18 protein-coding genes are annotated in these 18,203 nt (G+C 66.4%); 10 read left to right on the top strand and 8 right to left on the bottom strand.

The window, feature by feature from the left end:
* Positions 1–2 precede the first annotated feature (2 nt).
* The gene (locus C3B78_RS18175; RefSeq protein WP_104999306.1) at positions 3–1,244 is read left to right on the top strand and encodes an MFS transporter; all 1,242 of its coding nucleotides are present in this window, start codon (positions 3–5) and stop codon (positions 1,242–1,244) included.
* A gap of 11 nt (positions 1,245–1,255) precedes the next feature.
* Here the strand turns inward: C3B78_RS18175 and C3B78_RS18180 are convergent, their stop codons facing one another.
* The 7 genes from C3B78_RS18180 to C3B78_RS18210 form a co-directional block, all read right to left on the bottom strand.
* Entirely contained in the window at positions 1,256–1,642 is a 387-nt protein-coding gene (locus tag C3B78_RS18180) for a hypothetical protein (protein WP_104999307.1), read from the bottom strand.
* 206 nt (positions 1,643–1,848) lie between these two features.
* Complete coding sequence (locus C3B78_RS18185; RefSeq protein WP_104999308.1) at positions 1,849–2,274, bottom strand: heat shock protein transcriptional repressor HspR; 426 nt, start codon at positions 2,272–2,274, stop codon at positions 1,849–1,851.
* A 14-nt stretch (positions 2,275–2,288) separates the two neighbouring features.
* Positions 2,289–3,260, bottom strand: coding sequence for a DnaJ C-terminal domain-containing protein (locus C3B78_RS18190; RefSeq protein ID WP_199775288.1), 972 nt, complete (start codon positions 3,258–3,260; stop codon positions 2,289–2,291).
* Between the two features lie 95 nt (positions 3,261–3,355).
* On the bottom strand, positions 3,356–4,036 hold the full coding sequence (locus tag C3B78_RS18195; RefSeq protein WP_104999310.1) for a nucleotide exchange factor GrpE: 681 nt from the start codon (positions 4,034–4,036) through the stop codon (positions 3,356–3,358).
* A 2-nt stretch (positions 4,037–4,038) separates the two neighbouring features.
* Entirely contained in the window at positions 4,039–5,916 is a 1,878-nt protein-coding gene (gene dnaK / locus C3B78_RS18200; protein WP_104999311.1) for a molecular chaperone DnaK, read from the bottom strand.
* 250 nt (positions 5,917–6,166) lie between these two features.
* Positions 6,167–6,457: a hypothetical protein gene (locus tag C3B78_RS18205; RefSeq protein WP_104999312.1), complete on the bottom strand. Its 291-nt coding sequence runs from the start codon at positions 6,455–6,457 to the stop codon at positions 6,167–6,169.
* Positions 6,458–6,584: 127 nt separating this feature from the next.
* Complete coding sequence (locus C3B78_RS18210) at positions 6,585–8,792, bottom strand: MMPL family transporter (RefSeq protein WP_104999313.1); 2,208 nt, start codon at positions 8,790–8,792, stop codon at positions 6,585–6,587.
* A 202-nt stretch (positions 8,793–8,994) separates the two neighbouring features.
* Between C3B78_RS18210 and C3B78_RS18215 the strand changes: the two genes are divergently transcribed.
* From C3B78_RS18215 to pabB, 7 genes are all read left to right on the top strand, one after another.
* The gene (locus C3B78_RS18215; protein WP_104999314.1) at positions 8,995–9,528 is read left to right on the top strand and encodes a MarR family winged helix-turn-helix transcriptional regulator; all 534 of its coding nucleotides are present in this window, start codon (positions 8,995–8,997) and stop codon (positions 9,526–9,528) included.
* A 71-nt stretch (positions 9,529–9,599) separates the two neighbouring features.
* The gene (locus C3B78_RS18220; protein WP_104999315.1) at positions 9,600–10,418 is read left to right on the top strand and encodes a methyltransferase domain-containing protein; all 819 of its coding nucleotides are present in this window, start codon (positions 9,600–9,602) and stop codon (positions 10,416–10,418) included.
* A 50-nt stretch (positions 10,419–10,468) separates the two neighbouring features.
* On the top strand, positions 10,469–11,092 hold the full coding sequence (locus C3B78_RS18225) for a LysE family transporter (RefSeq protein WP_104999316.1): 624 nt from the start codon (positions 10,469–10,471) through the stop codon (positions 11,090–11,092).
* 116 nt (positions 11,093–11,208) lie between these two features.
* Entirely contained in the window at positions 11,209–11,754 is a 546-nt protein-coding gene (locus tag C3B78_RS18230) for a low molecular weight protein-tyrosine-phosphatase (RefSeq protein ID WP_234005458.1), read from the top strand.
* Between the two features lie 110 nt (positions 11,755–11,864).
* Complete coding sequence (locus C3B78_RS18235; RefSeq protein WP_104999317.1) at positions 11,865–12,941, top strand: GTP-binding protein; 1,077 nt, start codon at positions 11,865–11,867, stop codon at positions 12,939–12,941.
* On the top strand, positions 12,938–13,060 hold the full coding sequence (gene ykgO, locus C3B78_RS18240) for a type B 50S ribosomal protein L36 (protein ID WP_104999318.1): 123 nt from the start codon (positions 12,938–12,940) through the stop codon (positions 13,058–13,060). The genes C3B78_RS18235 and ykgO overlap by 4 nt, the downstream gene beginning before the upstream one ends.
* Before the next feature lie 16 nt (positions 13,061–13,076).
* Positions 13,077–15,164, top strand: coding sequence for an aminodeoxychorismate synthase component I (gene pabB / locus C3B78_RS18245; protein ID WP_104999319.1), 2,088 nt, complete (start codon positions 13,077–13,079; stop codon positions 15,162–15,164).
* A gap of 6 nt (positions 15,165–15,170) precedes the next feature.
* Here pabB and cls read toward each other — a convergent pair whose 3' ends face one another.
* A complete protein-coding gene (gene cls / locus C3B78_RS18250) occupies positions 15,171–16,610 on the bottom strand; it encodes a cardiolipin synthase (protein WP_104999320.1) in 1,440 nt (479 codons plus the stop codon).
* A 132-nt stretch (positions 16,611–16,742) separates the two neighbouring features.
* On the opposite strand from cls, the gene C3B78_RS18255 reads away from it, so the two are divergent.
* Together C3B78_RS18255 and C3B78_RS18260 are read left to right on the top strand one after the other, a co-directional pair.
* Positions 16,743–17,672 (top strand): aminodeoxychorismate lyase, encoded by a 930-nt coding sequence (locus C3B78_RS18255; RefSeq protein ID WP_104999321.1) that lies wholly within the window; start codon positions 16,743–16,745, stop codon positions 17,670–17,672.
* Between the two features lie 65 nt (positions 17,673–17,737).
* Positions 17,738–18,202: a pyridoxamine 5'-phosphate oxidase family protein gene (locus C3B78_RS18260; RefSeq protein ID WP_104999885.1), complete on the top strand. Its 465-nt coding sequence runs from the start codon at positions 17,738–17,740 to the stop codon at positions 18,200–18,202.
* Position 18,203 lies beyond the last annotated feature (1 nt).

The raw sequence follows: 18,203 nt of genomic DNA on the forward strand, positions 1-18,203 counted from the left end.
GAATGACAGTGATCGCATTGGGACTGCGCCAGAACCTGGCGCAGTTCCTGCTGCTTGTGGCAGTCAACGCGCTGGTGGGCGGCACCTTGGGCCAGGAGCGGACGGTGTTGCCGATCCTGGCCAAAGAGGTCTTTGGGCTGGACCTCTACACGAGCGCCCTGACCTACATTTTGGCGTTCGGCGTGGCCAAAGCGGCCACCAACTACTTCGCCGGGACCCTCTCGGACCGCTACGGGCGCAAGCCGGTGCTCGTCGCCGGCTGGCTTGTTGCCCTTCCCGTCCCGTTCCTCCTGATCTTCGCGGACTCCTGGAGCCTGATCGTTGCAGCCAATGTGGTCCTCGGCATCAGCCAGGGCCTCACCTGGTCCACCACCGTCATGATGAAAATGGACCTTGTGGGCCCGGAACGCCGGGGCCTTGCCATGGGACTGAACGAGGCGGCCGGCTACCTCGGGGTTGCCGGGACGGCGCTGGCCACCGGCTTCATCGCCTCCACGTACGGGCTGCGGCCCGGACCATTCCTGCTGGGCGCGGTGTTCATCGCCATCGGCCTCGGGCTGACCGTACTGTCCGTGCGGGAAACCCACCACCACGCCAAATCCGAGGCCACCAGCCACATCCCTGTCCATGCCGGAACGCATGGCACCCTCAGCACCCGCCAAATCTTCACCCTCACCAGCTTCCGCGACAAATCGCTGTCATCAGTGAGCCAGGCCGGCATGGTGAACAACCTCAATGACGGACTGGCATGGGGGCTGTTCCCGGTCCTGTTCGCCGCGGCCGGGCTGGGCCTTGAGCGCATCGGCATCCTGGCCGCGGTGTATCCCGCCGTGTGGGGTGCGGGGCAGATGGTCACAGGCCCACTCTCGGACCGGATCGGCCGCAAGCCGCTGATCGCCGGGGGCATGCTGGTCCAGGCCGCAGCACTGGCCATGGTGGCCGTAGGACATGACTTCGGCACCTGGCTTGCCGCCGCCATCCTGCTCGGCGCGGGCACGGCGATGGTCTACCCCACCCTGCTCGCGGCGATCGGCGACGTCGCCCATCCCCTCTGGCGTGCGCGTTCGGTGGGAATCTACCGGCTCTGGCGCGACGCCGGCTTCGCGGTGGGCGCCCTGCTCTCCGGCATTCTCGCCGACGCTTACGGCATCCCGGCCGCCGTGGGCGCCGTCGCCGCGATCACCGCAGCGTCCGGCATCCTGGTGGCCGTACGGATGCGCCGCTCAGATCATCGGCGGGACTAAGGCGACGCCTGTTACCCCATTGCGGGGGCGACGGCGGTCCGGCCGGAGAGTTGGCGGCGCGCCCAGCGGGCAAGTTTCTTGCCCTTGCCCTTCCACCAGTTGTCCTCGTCCTTGTCGTGGTGCAGGCGGAAGATGATGGCCATCAGCACGAACATCCCCATCACCACATCGATCCAGGACGCCAGCACCAGTGCGATCAGGACGGTCAGTCCGTTGACGATGATGGACGGCACCGCCAGGGTCCGGAAGACGGTGCTTGCCAGGTAGCGCCGGTGGGACCTCGGGACGGACAGCGCGCGCACCATGTCGAAGCAGACGCACACCACCACAATCGTCTGCCCGAAGGCGAGCAGCAGTTGGCCCGGAAGCGAGCCGCTGAACGCTGCCACCGACTCCATCCCCGGGCTCATCGGTGCCCCCCGCGGGCAGGGCTGCTAAAAGCGGAACCACGCATGGAAAACCCCCAGAATCATTGGAACCACTGCTGCTGATCCAGCAGTGGTTCCATTGAAGTTTCCGGGGGCTCCGGGGTCACGAGTAGTGAGTACTCTAATTCCGGCCGGCACCGGGGGCGCGGTACTTAGGTCCGGCCTGCCGCGAGCAGCTAAGTGCCGAGGGAACGGGGCCGCCAGAGCACCACGGCTTGCGAGCGGGGGCGCGGGCGCTGGCCCCGTGCCAGGCTCACCACGTCGCCGGCCGCGCCGGCCGCGAAGATCCGTGCGTCCAGGGGCTGCCGGCGCCGGCCGAGTTCCTCGGTCAGCTCCGCGATCCGGCCCTGCAGGGCGGCCACCTGGTTCTCGAGTTCCAGGATCCGCTTGATCCCTTCCAGCGACACGCCCTCCTGGGACAGCCGCTGCACTTCACGCAGCATGGTCACGTCCCGCTGGGAATAGCGGCGGGACTTTCCGGGAGCGCGGCTGGGCGAGACGATACCCAGGCGGTCGTACTGGCGCAGCGTCTGGGGGTGCATGTCCGCAAGCTCAGCCGCCACCGAAATCACGAAAATGGGCTGGTCAGCACTGACGTCCACTGCACACCTCCCTGCTACAACCGGGCCTTGGCGGCCAGGCCCTCACGGACATCGGCTCCCGCTGTGGCCTCGGCAAACGCCTTGACCGCCGATTCGGCTTCTTTGTTCAGGTTCTTGGGAACGGCGACGTCGATGGTCACCAGCAGGTCGCCGGTCCCCTTCGGCGTCTTCACGCCTTTGCCCTTGACCCGCAACGTACGGCCCGACGGCGTCCCGGCCGGCACGCGGACCCGTACCTTTTCGCCGTCGATGGTGGGCACCTCGATGTCCGCTCCCAACGCAGCCTCGGGGAAGGTGACTGGGACGTGGATGCGGAGGTTGTCGCCGTCGCGCGTGTAGAAGGGGTGCGGCTGGACCGAGACGGACACCACCAGGTCCCCGTATCCGGCAGCACCGGGCTGGCCCTTGCCCCGGATCCGGACCTTTTGGCCGTCCTTGATGCCGGCGGGCACCCGGACGTCAATGACTTCACCGCTCGGTTCCCGCAGGCCAATGGTGGTGCCGCGAATGGAACCGGCAAAGGAAATGCTCGTGGAGGCCGTGCGGTCCGCACCCTTCTGGGGCGTCCGCTGGAACCCGGTCTGGCCAAAGCCGCCGCCGAACAGATCGGCGAACTCCGGCGGAATGCCGCCGGCGGAAGGGTTGAAGCCGCCGGCATGCCGGCCGGTGTTGCCCGTGAACAGGCCGCCGAACATGTCCTCGAAGCCGCCGTTGCCCGCTCCGGCACCGCCCGGAGCAAAGCGCGCGCCGCCGCCCATGGCCCGGATGGCGTCGTACTGCTGGCGCTCGTCGGGGTCCGAAAGCACCGAGTAAGCCTCGGAGATGTCCTTGAACTTCTTCTCGGAAGCCGTGTTCCCCGCGTTCGTATCAGGGTGGTGCTGCCGGGCCAGCTTCCGATAGGCCTTCTTGATATCGGCGTCGGAAGCGTCCTTGGCAACACCAAGGATCTTGTAAAAGTCCTTGTCCACCCAATCCTGGCTAGCCAATGGCGTTTCCTTTCAAGAATCTGTGCCGAGATGACAGTTCGCGCCAATGTTCTGTCGAACCACTGCCGCGAACTGTCATCCCGATGGGAGTAATGCTAGGCCGGAACGGCCACGATCACCTGCGCGGCCCGGAGGACGCGTTCGCCTGACTTGTAGCCGGAGCGGAGCACCTGGCTGACGGTGTCAACCTCGATGTCCTCGCCGGGCTGCTGGATCAGGGCCTCGTGGATCGTGGGATCGAACTCCACGCCGGTCTCGTCGATCCGAACCAGGCCGTACGTCTTCAGCGCGTTCTCCAGCTTGGCGGCGATCGCGGCGAACGGACCGTCAACGAGGTCGCCGTGCTGGCGGGCCGCATCCACGTCGTCCAGGACCGGCAGCAGGGAGTTCAGGACGCCGATGACGGCCATTTCCCCGGCCACCGCGCGGTCGCGTTCAACGCGCTTGCGGTAGTTGACGTACTCGGCCTGCAGGCGGAGGAGGTCGTTCCTTAGCTCGGCGGCCTCAGCCGTTGAGCCTGCAGAACCAGCGCCCTGGGCCACGGACTCCTCGGCCGGCACCTCCACCCCGTTGAGGATCTCCTCAGCCTGGGCGAGCGCATCGCCGTCGGAATCCTTGGCAGCGGCGGCATGGCCGCCCTCGGGATGCCGGGCCTGCCCGGTCACCGGGTCAACCTTGCGGTTGTCCCGGATGACCGGCTCACGGCTGTCGCCCCGCTGGTCCGTGTTCTCATGGCCTGCGGAAGTGTGCTCTTCCTCGTTACCGTGATGGGGCATGGCTACTTCTTCGCTTCGTCTTCGTCGATGATCTCGGCGTCGACAATGTCCTCATCGGACGCAGAGCCTGCCTTGGCCCCTGCCGAAGCACCTTCCGCGCCGGCAGCACCGGTAGCGCCGTCGGGGGAACCCGCCTGGGCGTAGATGGCCTCGCCCAGCTTGCCCTGGGAAGCCTGCAGCTTCTCGAAGGCGGCCTTCACGGCAGCGTCGTCGGTACCTTCAAGTGCCTTCTTGAGGCTGTCGACGTCGGCCTGGACCTCGGTCTTGACCTCTTCAGGCAGCTTGTCGGCGTTGTCCGCGATGAGCTTGTCCACCGAGTACGCGAGCTGCTCGGCAGTGTTGCGGGTGTCGGTTGCCTCGCGGCGGGCCTTGTCCTCGGCTGCGTGCTCCTCGGCGTCACGGACCATGCGGTCGATGTCTTCCTTGGAGAGCGCGGTGCCGCCCGTGATGGTCATGGACTGTTCCTTGCCGGTGCCCTTGTCCTTCGCGGAGACGTGGACAATACCGTTGGCGTCGATGTCGAAGGTGACCTCGATCTGCGGGATGCCGCGCGGGGCCGGGGCGATGCCGGTCAGCTCGAACGTGCCCAGCGGCTTGTTGTCGCGGGTGAATTCGCGCTCACCCTGGAAGACCTGGATGGCCACCGACGGCTGGTTGTCGTCGGCAGTGGTGAAGGTCTCGGACCGCTTGGTGGGAATGGCGGTGTTGCGCTCGATCAGGTGCGTCATCACGCCACCCTTGGTTTCGATGCCGAGGGACAGCGGAGTGACGTCGATCAGCAGGACGTCCTTGCGCTCACCCTTCAGCACGCCGGCCTGGAGTGCTGCGCCAACAGCCACAACCTCATCCGGGTTCACGCCCTTGTTGGGTTCCTTGCCGCCGGCGAGTTCCTTGACGAGCTCGTAAACGGCGGGCATACGCGTGGAACCGCCCACCAGCACGATGTGGTCGATATCGGAGAGCTTGATGCCGGCTTCCTTGATCACGTCGTGGAACGGCTTCTTGGTGCGCTCCAGCAGGTCCTTGGTGAGGTCCTGGAACTTGGCGCGGGTCAGCTGCTCGTCCAGGTGGACCGGGCCGTCGGGGGTGACGGACAGGTACTGGAGGGAGACGTTGGTGCTGGTGGAGGAGGAAAGCTCCTTCTTGGCCTGCTCAGCCGCTTCACGGAGGCGCTGCAGGGCGATCTTGTCCTTGGACAGGTCGATGCCCTTGACCTTGAGCTGGTTCAGCAGGTAGTCAACAACGCGCTGGTCCCAGTCGTCGCCGCCGAGGCGGTTGTCACCGGCCGTGGCGCGGACCTGGATGGTGGAGAAGTTGTCCTCGTCCTTGCCGACTTCCAGCAGGGAGACGTCGAAGGTGCCGCCGCCGAGGTCGAAGACCAGGATGAGTTCGTCTTCCTTGCCCTTGTCCAGGCCGTAGGCCAGCGCCGCGGCGGTGGGCTCGTTGACGATGCGCAGCACGTTCATGCCCGCGATTTCGCCGGCTTCCTTGGTTGCCTGGCGCTCGGCGTCGTTGAAGTAGGCCGGGACGGTGATGACGGCGTCGGTGACCTTTTCACCCAGGTAGGACTCGGCGTCGTTCTTCAGCTTCATGAGGATACGCGCGGAAATTTCCTGCGGGGTGTACTTCTTGTCATCGATGGACTTGGTCCAGTCGGTGCCCATGTGGCGCTTGACCGAGGCGATAGTGCGCTCGATGTTGTTGACGGCCTGGCGCTTGGCGATCTCTCCCACCAGGACTTCACCGGACTTGGAGAATGCAACGACGGACGGCGTGGTGCGGCCGCCCTCGGCGTTGGCAATAACGGTGGGCTCGCCACCTTCGAGAACGGAGACGACGGAGTTGGTGGTTCCGAGGTCAATACCTACTGCACGTGACATGAGTTGCTTCCTTCTTTCCTTGGAAACTGGTTGGCGCCCACTGATTGAGCGTTCTGCACTCAACTTTACTCAGCGCACAGATGATGTCAATCCGAAGTTGAGCGTACTGCACTCAACTTCTCGCTTGGGACGACCGGCAAAGGCCCCCACTCCCGCCCAATGGCGCGGTTTCCGGACCTTAAATGCGGACGACGGCGGTTCCCCGTTTCGCTCCTGGAGAACCTGCCGCCGCGCTGCTTTTGCAGCCGTATTACCTGTCGCCGTCCGGGCGGCCGTGCAGGGGCCCCCGCTCCTCAGCAGTGGTGTTCACCTGCCCGTCGGTGAGCCCTTCGCGGATGGTGTCAGCTTCGTGCGCCGTGCCCACAGTACCGGCGCCCCCATAATCGCCGTCCTCATATTCGCCGTCCTCACGGTTCACGGCGGCGTCCCCCACAGTGCCGGCATCGCCGTAGTCGCCGTCCACATACTGCCCGCCTTCGCCTTCCAGGCCCGGCGCTGTATTGCCCTTGCGGGGCTGCTCATCGGCGTGATGTTCCGTCATGATGACTTCTCTCCCTTGAGATTCCGCGTCCATACGGGCGCATTTGCAGTCTATCGAGCGGGCCTTTTAGCCAACAGGGCCGCGGCGCAGGGGCTTCAGGGGACACGGCACGGGCCGGGTCCGGCGTTTAGCGGCGGCCTGCACCCTCCACCACGGGCTCGGGGCTGCCGCCGGTTTCCTGCTGGATGGCCGCATCCGGTTCCGGCCGCGCCGGTCTGCCCGGCCACCAGATGCGGGGCCCGATGTCGTAGGCGAGCGCCGGCACCAGCAGCGACCGGACCAGGACAGTGTCCAGCAGCACCCCGAACGCCACGATAAAGGCCAGCTGCACCAGGAACATGATCGGAATGACGCCCAGCGCGGCGAACGTGCCCGCCAGGACCACCCCGGCGGAGGTGATGACGCCGCCGGTGACGCCCAGGCCGCGAAGGATGCCGGGCCGGGTGCCGTGCTTCAGGGACTCCTCCCGGACCCTGCTCATCAGGAAGATGTTGTAGTCCACCCCAAGGGCAACCAGGAACACAAAACCGAACAGCGGAACTGTGGCATCTGCCCCCGGGAAGCCCAGGATGTTGTTGAAAACAAACGCGGAAACGCCCATGGCCGCGGCGTAGGACAGCACCACCGAGAGCACCAGCAGCACCGGCGCCAGGATGGAGCGGAGCAGCAGCATCAGGATGAAGAGGATCACCACCAGGACCACCGGGATGATGATCACCAGGTCCCGCTGTGCGGTGGTGTTGGTATCCAGCGCCGTCGCCGTTACGCCGCCCACCAGCGCTTCGGGGTCCACGGCCTTGACGTCCGCGCGCAGCGCCTTGACCGCTTCCTCCGCTTCAAGGGAATCCGCGGCGGAGTTGAGGGTGGCGTTGATGAGCACTTTCCCGTCGCGGACGTCCGGTGCGCTGGGAGCGCCGGGGGCTCCGGTGATGGGCACGGAACCCTGGGCAAGGAGATAAGCCTCGCCCACGCCGTCGGCCGCTTTCACGGTGTCCAGCACTTCCTGCGCCTTGCCTTGGTCCGCAACCACGACGGCGGGGCTGCCGCTGCCGGCGTCGAAATGCCGCGCCAAAGCATCCTGGCCGTCAACGGCGTTGGATGCCGTGAGGATGACGTCGGTTTGTGGAACGCCGTTGGCCTTGAGCTGCAGGACGCCGGCCGAGGCAACCACGAGCAGCAGGACCGAGGCGATCCACACCAGGCGGGGCCGCCGGGAGACCAGGGACCCGGTGGCACGCCACAGGCCCTTCTGGCCTTCCAGCCCGGTGACCAGCTCGGGTTCGCGCTGGTCCGCGGGGAGCAGCTTGGGACGGAAGGGCCAGAAGGCAGCCCGGCCCAGCAACGCCATCAGGGCAGGGAGCAGCGTCAGCGCGGCAAACAGCGAACAGAGGATGCCGGCTGCGGCCACGGGACCCAGCGCCTTGTTGGAGTTGAGGTCGGAAAAGAGCAGGCACAGCAGGGCGATGATCACCGTTGCGCCGGAGGCCAGGATGGGCTCGAAAGACGCTTTCCACGCGGTCAGGACCGCGGCAGTGCGGTTGGTGGTGTGGGTCAAGGCTTCGCGGAACCGCGCCACGTACAGCAGGGCATAATCCGTGGCGGCGCCGATGACAAGGATGGACAGGATGCCCTGGCTCTGGCCGTTCAGCTGGATCCATCCGGCCTTCGCCATGCCGAACACCAGCAGGATGGCGGCACACAGCGCAAAGACGGACGTCAGGAGCACCATGACGGGCAGCAGGAGGGAGCGGTACACCACCAGCAGGATCACGAACACCGCAGCCAGGGCCACCAGCAGGAGGATGCCGTCGATTCCGGCGAACGCGGCAGTGAGGTCCGCCGCAAGCCCGGCCGGGCCGGTCACGAAGGCCTGCATGCCCGCCGGGGCCCTCTCGGCTATGGTGTCCCGCAACTCCTGCACGGCTTCCGTGACGTCGGCCGAGGAATCGATGGACGCGATGAACTGGACGGCTTTGCCGTCCTCGGAGGGGATGGGTCCGATTACCGCGCCGCCGAGCTGCAGCTCCTCAAGTTCCGCCCGCAGTCCCGCAACCTCCCCCAGCTGGACCGGGGTGAAGGCCTCGCTGCTTTCGATCACGACGACGCCCGGAACCTCATCCGAGTCACGGAATTTGGCCTGCCGGTCCTGCGCCTCAGTGGCCTCGGCGCCTGCCGGAAGGAAGGAGGCCTGGTCGTTGGAGGAGACCTCTTCGAGCCGCCCGAATGTTGGGCCTCCGACCCCCGCCAGCGCCAGCCATGTCAGCACCAGGATCACGGGAAGCAGCCAGCGCAACCAGAACGGGACACGTTCCTTGCCGGTTGAAGCGGTTCTCATTTCATGCCTTCCAGGGGAGGGATGCGGGCGGAATTGGTTCCATCTTAGATTATCTCTGTGATAGAGATAAGTGGTTGGCTAGCTTTTCTCGTTCCCGCCCGTACCTCCATGCCGGCCGGGCTCAAGTAATATCCGTCAGGACGGACGGCCAACGGCCGAGCGCCGGCGCCGTGCACCGGCGCTCCAAACTCAGGAGGTGGACATGGCAGGCAATACCGGCCCGGCCTTGCAGGGACCTCCCCCCGGCCCGCCCGCGGGACCGCACCCGCTGGTCCTGCTCCTGCAGGAGTTCACGTTGGAAGCCAACCGGTACGTGGATGCAGCAGGCGGGCGGAAGGACATGCACCGCACGGACCTCAATGCCCTGGCCGCGATCATGCGCCACACGGCGAAGGGGAACGTGGTGACGCCCGGGCTCCTGCGCAAGGAACTGCACCTGAGCTCGCCCGCCACCACAGCCCTGATCGACCGGCTGGACAATTCGGGTCACGTGACCCGCGAACGGCTTGGCCCGGACCGCCGGCAGGTCCAGCTGAAGATGACCCCCAAGGCCTTCCAGGACGGCGGCACCATATTCGCCCCGCTGGCGCGCCACTTGGGAACTGCCATGGCCGCGTTCACTCCGGAGGAACTGGAGACTGTCAGCCGTTTCATGACCGCCATGGTGGAAGCCACGGTTGCTGCGCGGGAAGAATCGTCCGCAGGCCAATCGGACACCGCCGCCCCACCCAACTAGGTAGCGCTAAGTGTCGTTTTGAGGGGCCAAAACGACACTTAGCGCTACCTAGTTGGGGGTAGCGTTTGGTTATGAGTGCGCAGCAGCCTGAAGACGACGTTTACACGCACGGCCACCACGAATCGGTGGTCCGCGCCCATGCCGCCAGGACAGCCGAGAATTCGGCAGCGTTCGTCCTGCCGCACCTCACGCCCGGCTGCAACGTGCTCGACGTCGGCTGCGGCCCGGGCACCATCACGTGCGACTTCGCCGCCCTGGTGGCGCCGGGAAAAGTGACTGGCCTGGACCGTTCACCGGACATCATCGCGCAGGCCAAGGCCCTCGCCATGGAGCGCGAGGTGCCGAACGTCGAGTTCGTGGCCGGCAATATCTACGATCTGGACTTCGAGGACGAGACTTTCGACGTCGTCCACGCCCACCAGGTGCTTCAGCACCTCACAGACCCCGTGGAGGCGCTGCGTGAGATGCGGCGGGTGGCCAAGCCCGGCGGCATCGTTGCCGTGCGCGACGCCGACTTCCACGGCATGAGCTGGTACCCCGCCATCCCGGAGCTCGACGAGTGGATGGAGCTGTACCAGCGCATCGCCCGCAGGAACGGGGCAGAACCCGACGCCGGGCGGCGCCTTGTCAGCTGGGCGCAGGCCGCCGGCTTCACCGACGTCGCGCCCTCCAGCAGCAACTGGCTCTACGCCACCGGCCAGCAGCGCCGGTGGCAAGCCCGGGTCTGGGGCGAACGCGTGCTGCACTCGGCCTTCGCGGAGCAGGCACTGGAGTACGGCTTCGCCAACCCGGCGGACCTGGCAAGGATTTCCGCGGGCTGGCACCGCTGGGGATCCACCGACGACGGCTGGTTCCTGATCCCCAACGGCGAGGTAATCGCGCGGGCGTAGGGCCCGCCCATCCGCCAGGCAGCCATGGCGGGCACACGTAGGATTGACTGGTGCAATTCTCCCTTTGGCTCGCCCTGGCGGGCGCCGGCGTCCTGATCAGCTTCACCCCCGGCGCCGGAGCCATCAATACCATGAGCAACTCGCTCAATGCCGGGTTCCGGCGTTCCATGTGGGGAATTCTCGGCCAGCAGGCAGCACTGGTGATCCACGTGGTGATCGTTGCCCTTGGCGTGGGGGTGCTCGTTGCCAGCTCGCCCGTCGCCTTCAACGTGATCCGCTATTCGGGCGCCGCCTACCTGGTGTACCTGGGCATCCGGCAGTTCCTCAGCAAGCCGGACCTCGAACAGGAGAAGATTGCCGGCCTTCGGAACGAGCCCGCCTGGTCCATCTTCCGGCGCGGGTTCTGGGTGAATCTGCTGAACCCGAAGGCCATCATTTTCTTCCTCGCCTTCATGCCCCAGTTCATTCGGCCGGAGCAGCCCCTCCTGGCGCAGTACGCCGTACTGACGGCAACCATCGTCGCCATTGACATCCTGGTGATGTGGTTCTTCTTCGCCGCCGCGGCCCGGTCCTTTGAGCGGTTCACCCACAGCGCCCGCGGCCAACTTGTCCTCAACCGGTCCTTCGGGGTGCTGTTCGTGGCCGTGGGCATCTTGCTGGCCTTTCTCCACTGAGAGGCGGCGCGCTCCGGCCGGTCCAGGGAAGGGCATCTGACCGAAAAGTCCAGAATCTTTACAAACCAGTCAAGCATTGTGAATCACCCGCTAGCCAACAGGAGCAAATAGCGCGCATGCTTAGCATCATGAACTCACCGTCGAGCCCATACCGCGTGATCGCCGTCTGCACCGGGAACATCTGCCGGTCCCCCATGGCCGAGTTGATGCTCGCCGCGGCCCTGGGCCACGCAGGGCTTGGTGGCCTGGTCACGGTGGACTCCGCGGGAACAACCGGATACGAGGCCGGACGGCCCATAGACCCGCGGGCGGCCAGGCGGCTGGCAACGACGCAACTTACCTCCAACCGGCACATTGCCCGCCAGTGGCAGCCGGAATGGTTCCGCGAACGGGACCTGATCCTGGCACTCGACATCGACCACCACGCCTGGTTGAGCGAGTCCGCCCCGGGCCAGGAGGCCCGGGACAAGATCCGGATGCTGCGCAGCTTCGACCCGCAACTGGCGGAGAAAGACCTTCTTGACCAGGGCATCGAAGACCCCTGGTACGGCGGCCATGCCGATTTCGACACCGTCTGGCATCAGATACACGCCGCACTTCCCGGACTGGTGGATTACATCAAAGTGGCCGCCGTCCGGAACGCCGAGCTCCAGCAGGCTTAGGCAAGCAGGACGGGACAGCCAGGCGGAGCAAAAAGGCGCGACGACGGCAGGCAGCCAAAGGCTGACCCTCCATTTGTAGTTGAGAACCATTCTCAACTAAGTTGGACAACATGAACCTCACCGTCATCAGTTCCCTTGATGCACTCTGCCGGCAGCAGGCGTGCGAAGACCTTGCGGCAGCCCATCCCGGCAGCCTGGTGGTCCTTCATGACCTCATGGAGGACGGGCTCGTGGTCCGACGCATATTCAGCGGCCGGATCCTCCTGGAACGCGAAGAGACCATGCTGGAACACGGCTGCCTCAGCTGCGCGGTCCGGCTGGATCTTGTCCCCAGCATCGAACGGCTGCTCCGGAACAGCAAGGCCCCCATTATCATCGGCCTGCCGCCTGCCGTCCCCGCATCAGCCGCGGTGTCCGCACTGCGGCGCGGCCCCACCCGCGCAGCCACCGTGGGTACCGTGCTCCTCGCGTGTTCCCCGGATGCTTTGGAAGACCAGATTTGGGATGCCCACACCTTGTTTGAATCAGGCTTCACTCCCGCACCGGAAGACGAGCGGACGCCGGGCGAATTCCTGGTGGGCGAACTCGCCTTCGCGGATACCGTGTTGCTCACCGAGCCGGACATTGTGCCGCCGGATCCACTTGGCCGCGAACGCGGGCTGCACCTGCTCCGTGAACTCGCTCCGCACGCGGAGGTGGCCCGTGATGCGGCAGCAGTCCGGCAGGGACTGCACCGATACGCCGACGCGGTGGCCAGGACAGCACCCGGACACGCGCATCCGCCCGGTTCCCCGGCCCGCAGCACGGAGTCGCCGTTTGCCACGGTGTTCCACCGCATCGAGCGGCCGCTGCACCCCGGGCGGTTCCGGGACGCACTGGCAGCTCTGGCAGAGGGATGCTGCCTCCTGCGCGGCCAGCTGTGGATAGCTTCCGCCCCGGCCTGCCGGATAGGGATCCAGGGCATCGGCCCCCGCGTGTGGCTGGAGAACCTCGGTGCCTGGCCAGAGGGCGATGCCGCACCCAGGGCGGGAAACCAGGCGGCCGGCTACGGCACCCCGGCCTCCTCTGTCATCGCAGCGACAGGCGAGGACCTTGACGCAGGGGAATTCGGGAACCTGCTGATGTCCTGCCAGCTCACCGATGAAGAACTGGCATTGCACCACCACCAAACAAGGAGCACGGCATGAAGGTACGGAATTCACTCCGCGCACTGAAAAGGATCCCCGGCGCACAGGTTGTCCGGCGGCGCGGGAGGACCTTTGTCATCAACAAGAAGAACCCCCGGATGAAAGCGCGGCAGGGATGACGGTACTGTCTAATCCATGAGCCCAGCCCCCGTCATCATTGCCATCGACGGGCGCTCGGGCGCAGGAAAGACCACCCTTGCCATTGAACTGGCAGCGCGCCTGCGCGCCCACCACCGGGTTTCGCTGTTCCACCTCGAGGACCTCTACCCCGGCTGGAACGGCCTGATGGTCGGCATCGACCGCTACGTTGCCACGGTGCTGGAACCCCTGAGCCGAGGCGAGGCCGCCACCTGGACCAGCTGGGACTGGGAGAAACATTACGACGGCGACTCCCGGGTCACGCTGCCGGCCGAGATTGTCATCGTTGAGGGAGTGGGCGCCGCCGCGGCTGCGGCCCGGCCCCTGCTCAGCGCCGTCATCTGGGCGGACTCACCGGAGGAGATCCGCCGCACCCGGGCGCTGGACCGCGACGGCAGCACCTACGAACCCTACTGGGACCAGTGGGCGGCGCAGGAAGAGGAATGGCTGGGCGCCGACGACGTCCCGCAGCATGCCGACGTACGCGTAATGAACCGCGCGGACGGGGCTGCCCCCGCGGACGTCCTGCAACTCCTGCCGTACCTTCCCGCCCTTGCCCCTGCGCTGTCCCCCGAACTTTCGGCGCGCCGGGGCCTCAGCGTGCGCACTGAACAGCTGGACGGCAGTCCGGATCCAGCAGCGCTGTTCAAGTCCCTCTACGGCACCTCGGCCAACGCCGTCTGGCTCGACTCCTCGGACACGGGCTTGGCCGGGCTTTCCCCGAGTGGCCAAGCGGGCTCCGGGGCGGCAGGGCGGAGCCGCTTCAGCATCATGGCGGACGACGCCGGGATGCACGGCCAGTCCATGACGCACCGTTCCGGACATAGTGAGCTCAGGGCAGGTTGCGCCACCGCCACGGTGGACGGCCCCTTCTTCCGCTGGCTGGACACAGTCTGGGGCAACCCGGCGGTCAGCACCCCTGACGGCTACCCCGGCGAGTTCACCCTGGGTTGGCTGGGCTGCCTGGGCTACGAACTCAAACGGGAGACCGGCGGCTCCGATCAATCCGCACCCACCCCTGATGCTTCGTTGATCTTCGCCGGCAGGGCCGTCGTTTTGGACCACGCTGCCGGGACTGCCTGGCTCCTGGCGCTCGACGCCCCGGATGCAGACGAGTGGCTGGAGGACGGGCGCGCAGCCGTCGAGGCAGCGGCCCATCCCGCCGCGCAGGCGGCCGCGGCGGCCCAAGCCGGCGGCAGCAACGGCGTCGTACTTCCGGAAGCGCCCGCATTCCGCAGCCGCGATACCGGCGGGCAGTACCGGGAGAAAATCGCTGCCGCCCAGCACGAAATCGCCGAGGGAAACACGTACGAGGTCTGCCTGACCACCACTCTGTCAGCGAAGGTTTCGGCGGCCACGATGGATCCGTGGCAGGCATACCTGGCCCTGCGCCGGAGGAATCCGGCCCCGTTCGCCAGTTACCTGACGTTCGGCGGGCTCTCGGTGGCCAGCACCTCGCCCGAGCGGTTCCTGAAGATAGCGTCCGACGGCGGCATGCGCGCCGAGCCCATCAAAGGCACCCGCCGCCGGGGTGCCGACCCGCAGGAGGACGCGCAGCTTCGCACGGAGCTGGCGGCGTCGCTGAAGGACCGCGCCGAGAACATCATGATCGTGGACCTGCTGCGGAACGACCTAAGCCATTTCGCTGTCCCGGGCTCCGTCACGGTCAGCAGGCTCTGCGCCATCGAAAGCTACGCCACGGTGCACCAGATGGTCAGCACCATCGATGCGCAGCTGAAGCGGGGATCCTCGCGGGCCGAAGCCGTGGCTGCCTGCTTCCCGGCGGGCTCGATGACCGGCGCGCCCAAGATCAGCACCATGGCCATCCTGGACCGGCTCGAAGGTGGCGGGCGCGGGCTCTACTCCGGCGCCATCGGCTACTTCTCGCTGAACGGCGCCACGGACCTCGCCGTCGCCATCCGGACCCTGGTGGTCGACGCCCCCGGCGACGGAACGGCGGAACTGACGCTCGGCGTCGGGGGCGCCATTACTGCCGACTCGGTGCCGGACGAGGAGTACGACGAAATCCGGACCAAGGCGTTCGGAGTGCTCTCCACGCTGGGGACGGAATTCCCGGATTCCTGAAGGCTGCTACTGGACCGTTGCCGTCAGCCGCGCCACGTTGTCCACGTAACGTGCCGCGAGCGGCCGCTGGAGCCAGTCCGCCAGTCTCAGCTCGTGGGAGATGTCCCGGTAGGTATCCTCCACTGCACGCATCTTGGTGACGATGTCCTCGCCCAGCAGCATCACGGACACCTCAAGGTTCAGGGAGAAGGAGCGCATGTCCATGTTGCTGGAGCCCAGGACCGCCACTTCGTCGTCGATGGTGAAGTGCTTGGCATGGAGCACGAACGGGGCCTTGTACAGGTAGATCCGGACGCCGGCTTCGAGCAGCGCCTCATAGTAGGAGCGCTGGGCGTGGTGGACCAGGAACTGGTCGCCCTTCTCGGAGACGAACAGCTCCACTTCCACGCCGCGCTGGGCGGCGGTGGTGATGGCATAAAGCAGCGAATCATCCGGGACGAAGTACGGGCTGCAGATCGAGATCCGGTGCTGGGCGGAGTAGATGAGCGTGTTGAAAAGCCGAAGGTTGTTCTCGGTGATGAACCCCGGGCCGCTCGGCACCACCTGTGCAGTCACGTTCCCCGGGTGCGGGTTGGACGGGAGCTGCAGCTGGTGCTCCAGGGATTCGTCGGTTTCGCTGAGCCAGTCGGTGGCGAAGACGACGTTCAATGTGGTCACGATGGGCCCGTGCAGGCGCGCCATCAGCTCCACCCATTCGCGGCCCGCCTTGCGGTGCCGGGGGTTGTTGTAGGAGGGCTCGATCAGGTTCTGCGAGCCGGTGAAGGCAATCTCGCCGTCGATCACCATGATTTTGCGATGGTTCCGCAGGTCCGGCCTGCGCCACTGGCCGTGGATGGGCAGGAGCGGAAGCATGCGCTTCCACTGGATCTTGCCTGCCCGTAGCCGCTTCAGGAGCTTCCGGTAACCCTTGACCCGCAGGGTGCCGATGTGGTCGAAGAGCACGCGGACCTCGACGCCGCGCTCGGCCGCCTCCTCCAGCGCTGTGAGGAGATCGTCGGTGATGTGGTCCGTGCTCATGATGTAGAACTCGGCGTTGACAAACTTTTTCGCCTTGCGCACGGCCTCGGTCATCTGCAGGATCGAGTCCGGATAGCCGGGGATCAGGTCCACGGAGTTGCCGTCCACCATGGGCAGGGAGCCGAGCCGGCGGTTCAGTTCCGCGGCGGACTTCACCCATTCAGGTCCGGGGTAGTCGCTTTCGACGTCGGCAAGCGAGGAGATCCCGGCGCGCACCCGGTCGTTCACCTGCTCCTGCTGCGCCCGGCGGCGGCTGGACAGCTTGAAGTTGCCGAACAGCAGGAACAGCAGGATGCCCAAGAACGGCACGAAGAAGATGCCCAGCAGCCACGCCATCGCCGTGGTGGGACGCCTGTTTCCCGGAATGATGCCCAGAGCCAGCACCCTGATCAGGAGGTCGGCGACGCCCAGCAGCACCACCACCCACATCGGCGCGGTGCCGGCAAGCGAGAATGGCCACAACACGAAATTAACCCCCGGAGGATGGGCTCCCGGCGGACCGTTTCCAGCCAGGGCGCTCTGCCCAGCTTATCCGTTGCGGCAGCGCACTAAGCTGGAGCCATGACCTCTCCAGCTTCCGTGGTTCTCGTTTTCCTCGATCCCGCGTTCCCGGACGGCCGGCTCGCCGATGCCTCCAAACCCCAGCTCATGGTCACGGACCAGGGCGCAACCCGGGGGGACGGGATCTTTGAAACCATGCTGGCTGTAGGCGGCAATGTGCGGAAGATCCAGGCCCACCTGGACCGCCTGGCCGGTTCCGCGGACGCCCTTGACCTGGTTATCCCGGCTGAGGACGGATGGCGCAGGGCCATCACCACTGCATTGAACGAGCACCGGTCCCGGCATCCGGCCGCCTCTGCCGCCGAGGACGAACTCGTCGTCAAACTGGTAGTGACCCGCGGAGCGGAGGGCGCCGCGGCGCCCACCGCCTGGGTCCAGGTGTCCCCCACCGGGGCGTTGGCGCGGCGCCAGCGCGAGACGGGAATCGACGTCATCCTCCTTGACCGTGGCTACGACAGCGGCGCCGCCGAGCGCGCCCCCTGGCTGCTGCTCGGCGCGAAGACGCTGTCCTACGCGGTCAACATGGCCGCACTGCGCCATGCCCACAAACAGGGCGCGGACGACGTCATCTTCATCTCCTCCGACGGCCGGGTGCTGGAGGGGCCCACCTCCACCGTGCTGCTGGCCCACGCAGGAACGTCCGACGACGGCGCTTCCGTCAAGCGCCTCATCACACCCCAGCTGGACAGCGGCATCCTGGCAGGCACCTCGCAGGGCGCGCTGTTCACCGCGGCGAAGGCTGCGGGCTGGGAACTGGGCTACGGCCCGCTTGAGCCGCAGGACCTGCTGGACGCCGACGCCGTGTGGCTGATCTCCAGCGTCCGTTTACTGGCGCCGGTGAACCGGATCGACGGCAAGGAAATCGGCACGCCGTCCGTCCAGAAGGAGCTGACCGCCGAACTGAACGAGTTGTTCGCGGGCATCCAATAAGGGGCCCGTGATTCCGGCCCCTGCACCCTAGGTCCGGCGGGGGAAGTGGCCGTAAGGTGTGGTTCATGGACTCGCAGACGCAGCCGAATGACAACCTGACCTTTGACGAATGCTGGGAACTCCTGGCCAATGACACTGTCGGCCGCCTTGCACTGGTGGTTGACGGCCACCCCGAGATCTTTCCGATCAACTACGTAGTGCACCGCCGCAGCATCGCGTTCCGTACCGCCGGCGTCACCAAGCTGTGGAGTGCCCTGGCAGAGAGGCCTGCCGCCCTGGAGATCGACGGCTACGATCCCCATACCGAAGAGGCCTGGAGCGTGGTGCTGCGCGGCGATACGGCGGTCATCGAGGACCAGGCGGACAAGGACGCCGTGGACAGACTGGGGCTGGAGCCATGGCAGCCGGGAGAAAAGGCAAACTACATCCGCCTGACAGCCCGCGCCCTGACCGGCCGCCGTTTCAAGGTTAACCGGCCGGACGTCTGGGCCACGCGGCAACAGGACAAGCGGCGGGCCTCGTTCGAATAAC

It is taken from the genome of Arthrobacter sp. PGP41 (assembly GCF_002953935.1).
Classification (GTDB): domain Bacteria; phylum Actinomycetota; class Actinomycetes; order Actinomycetales; family Micrococcaceae; genus Arthrobacter.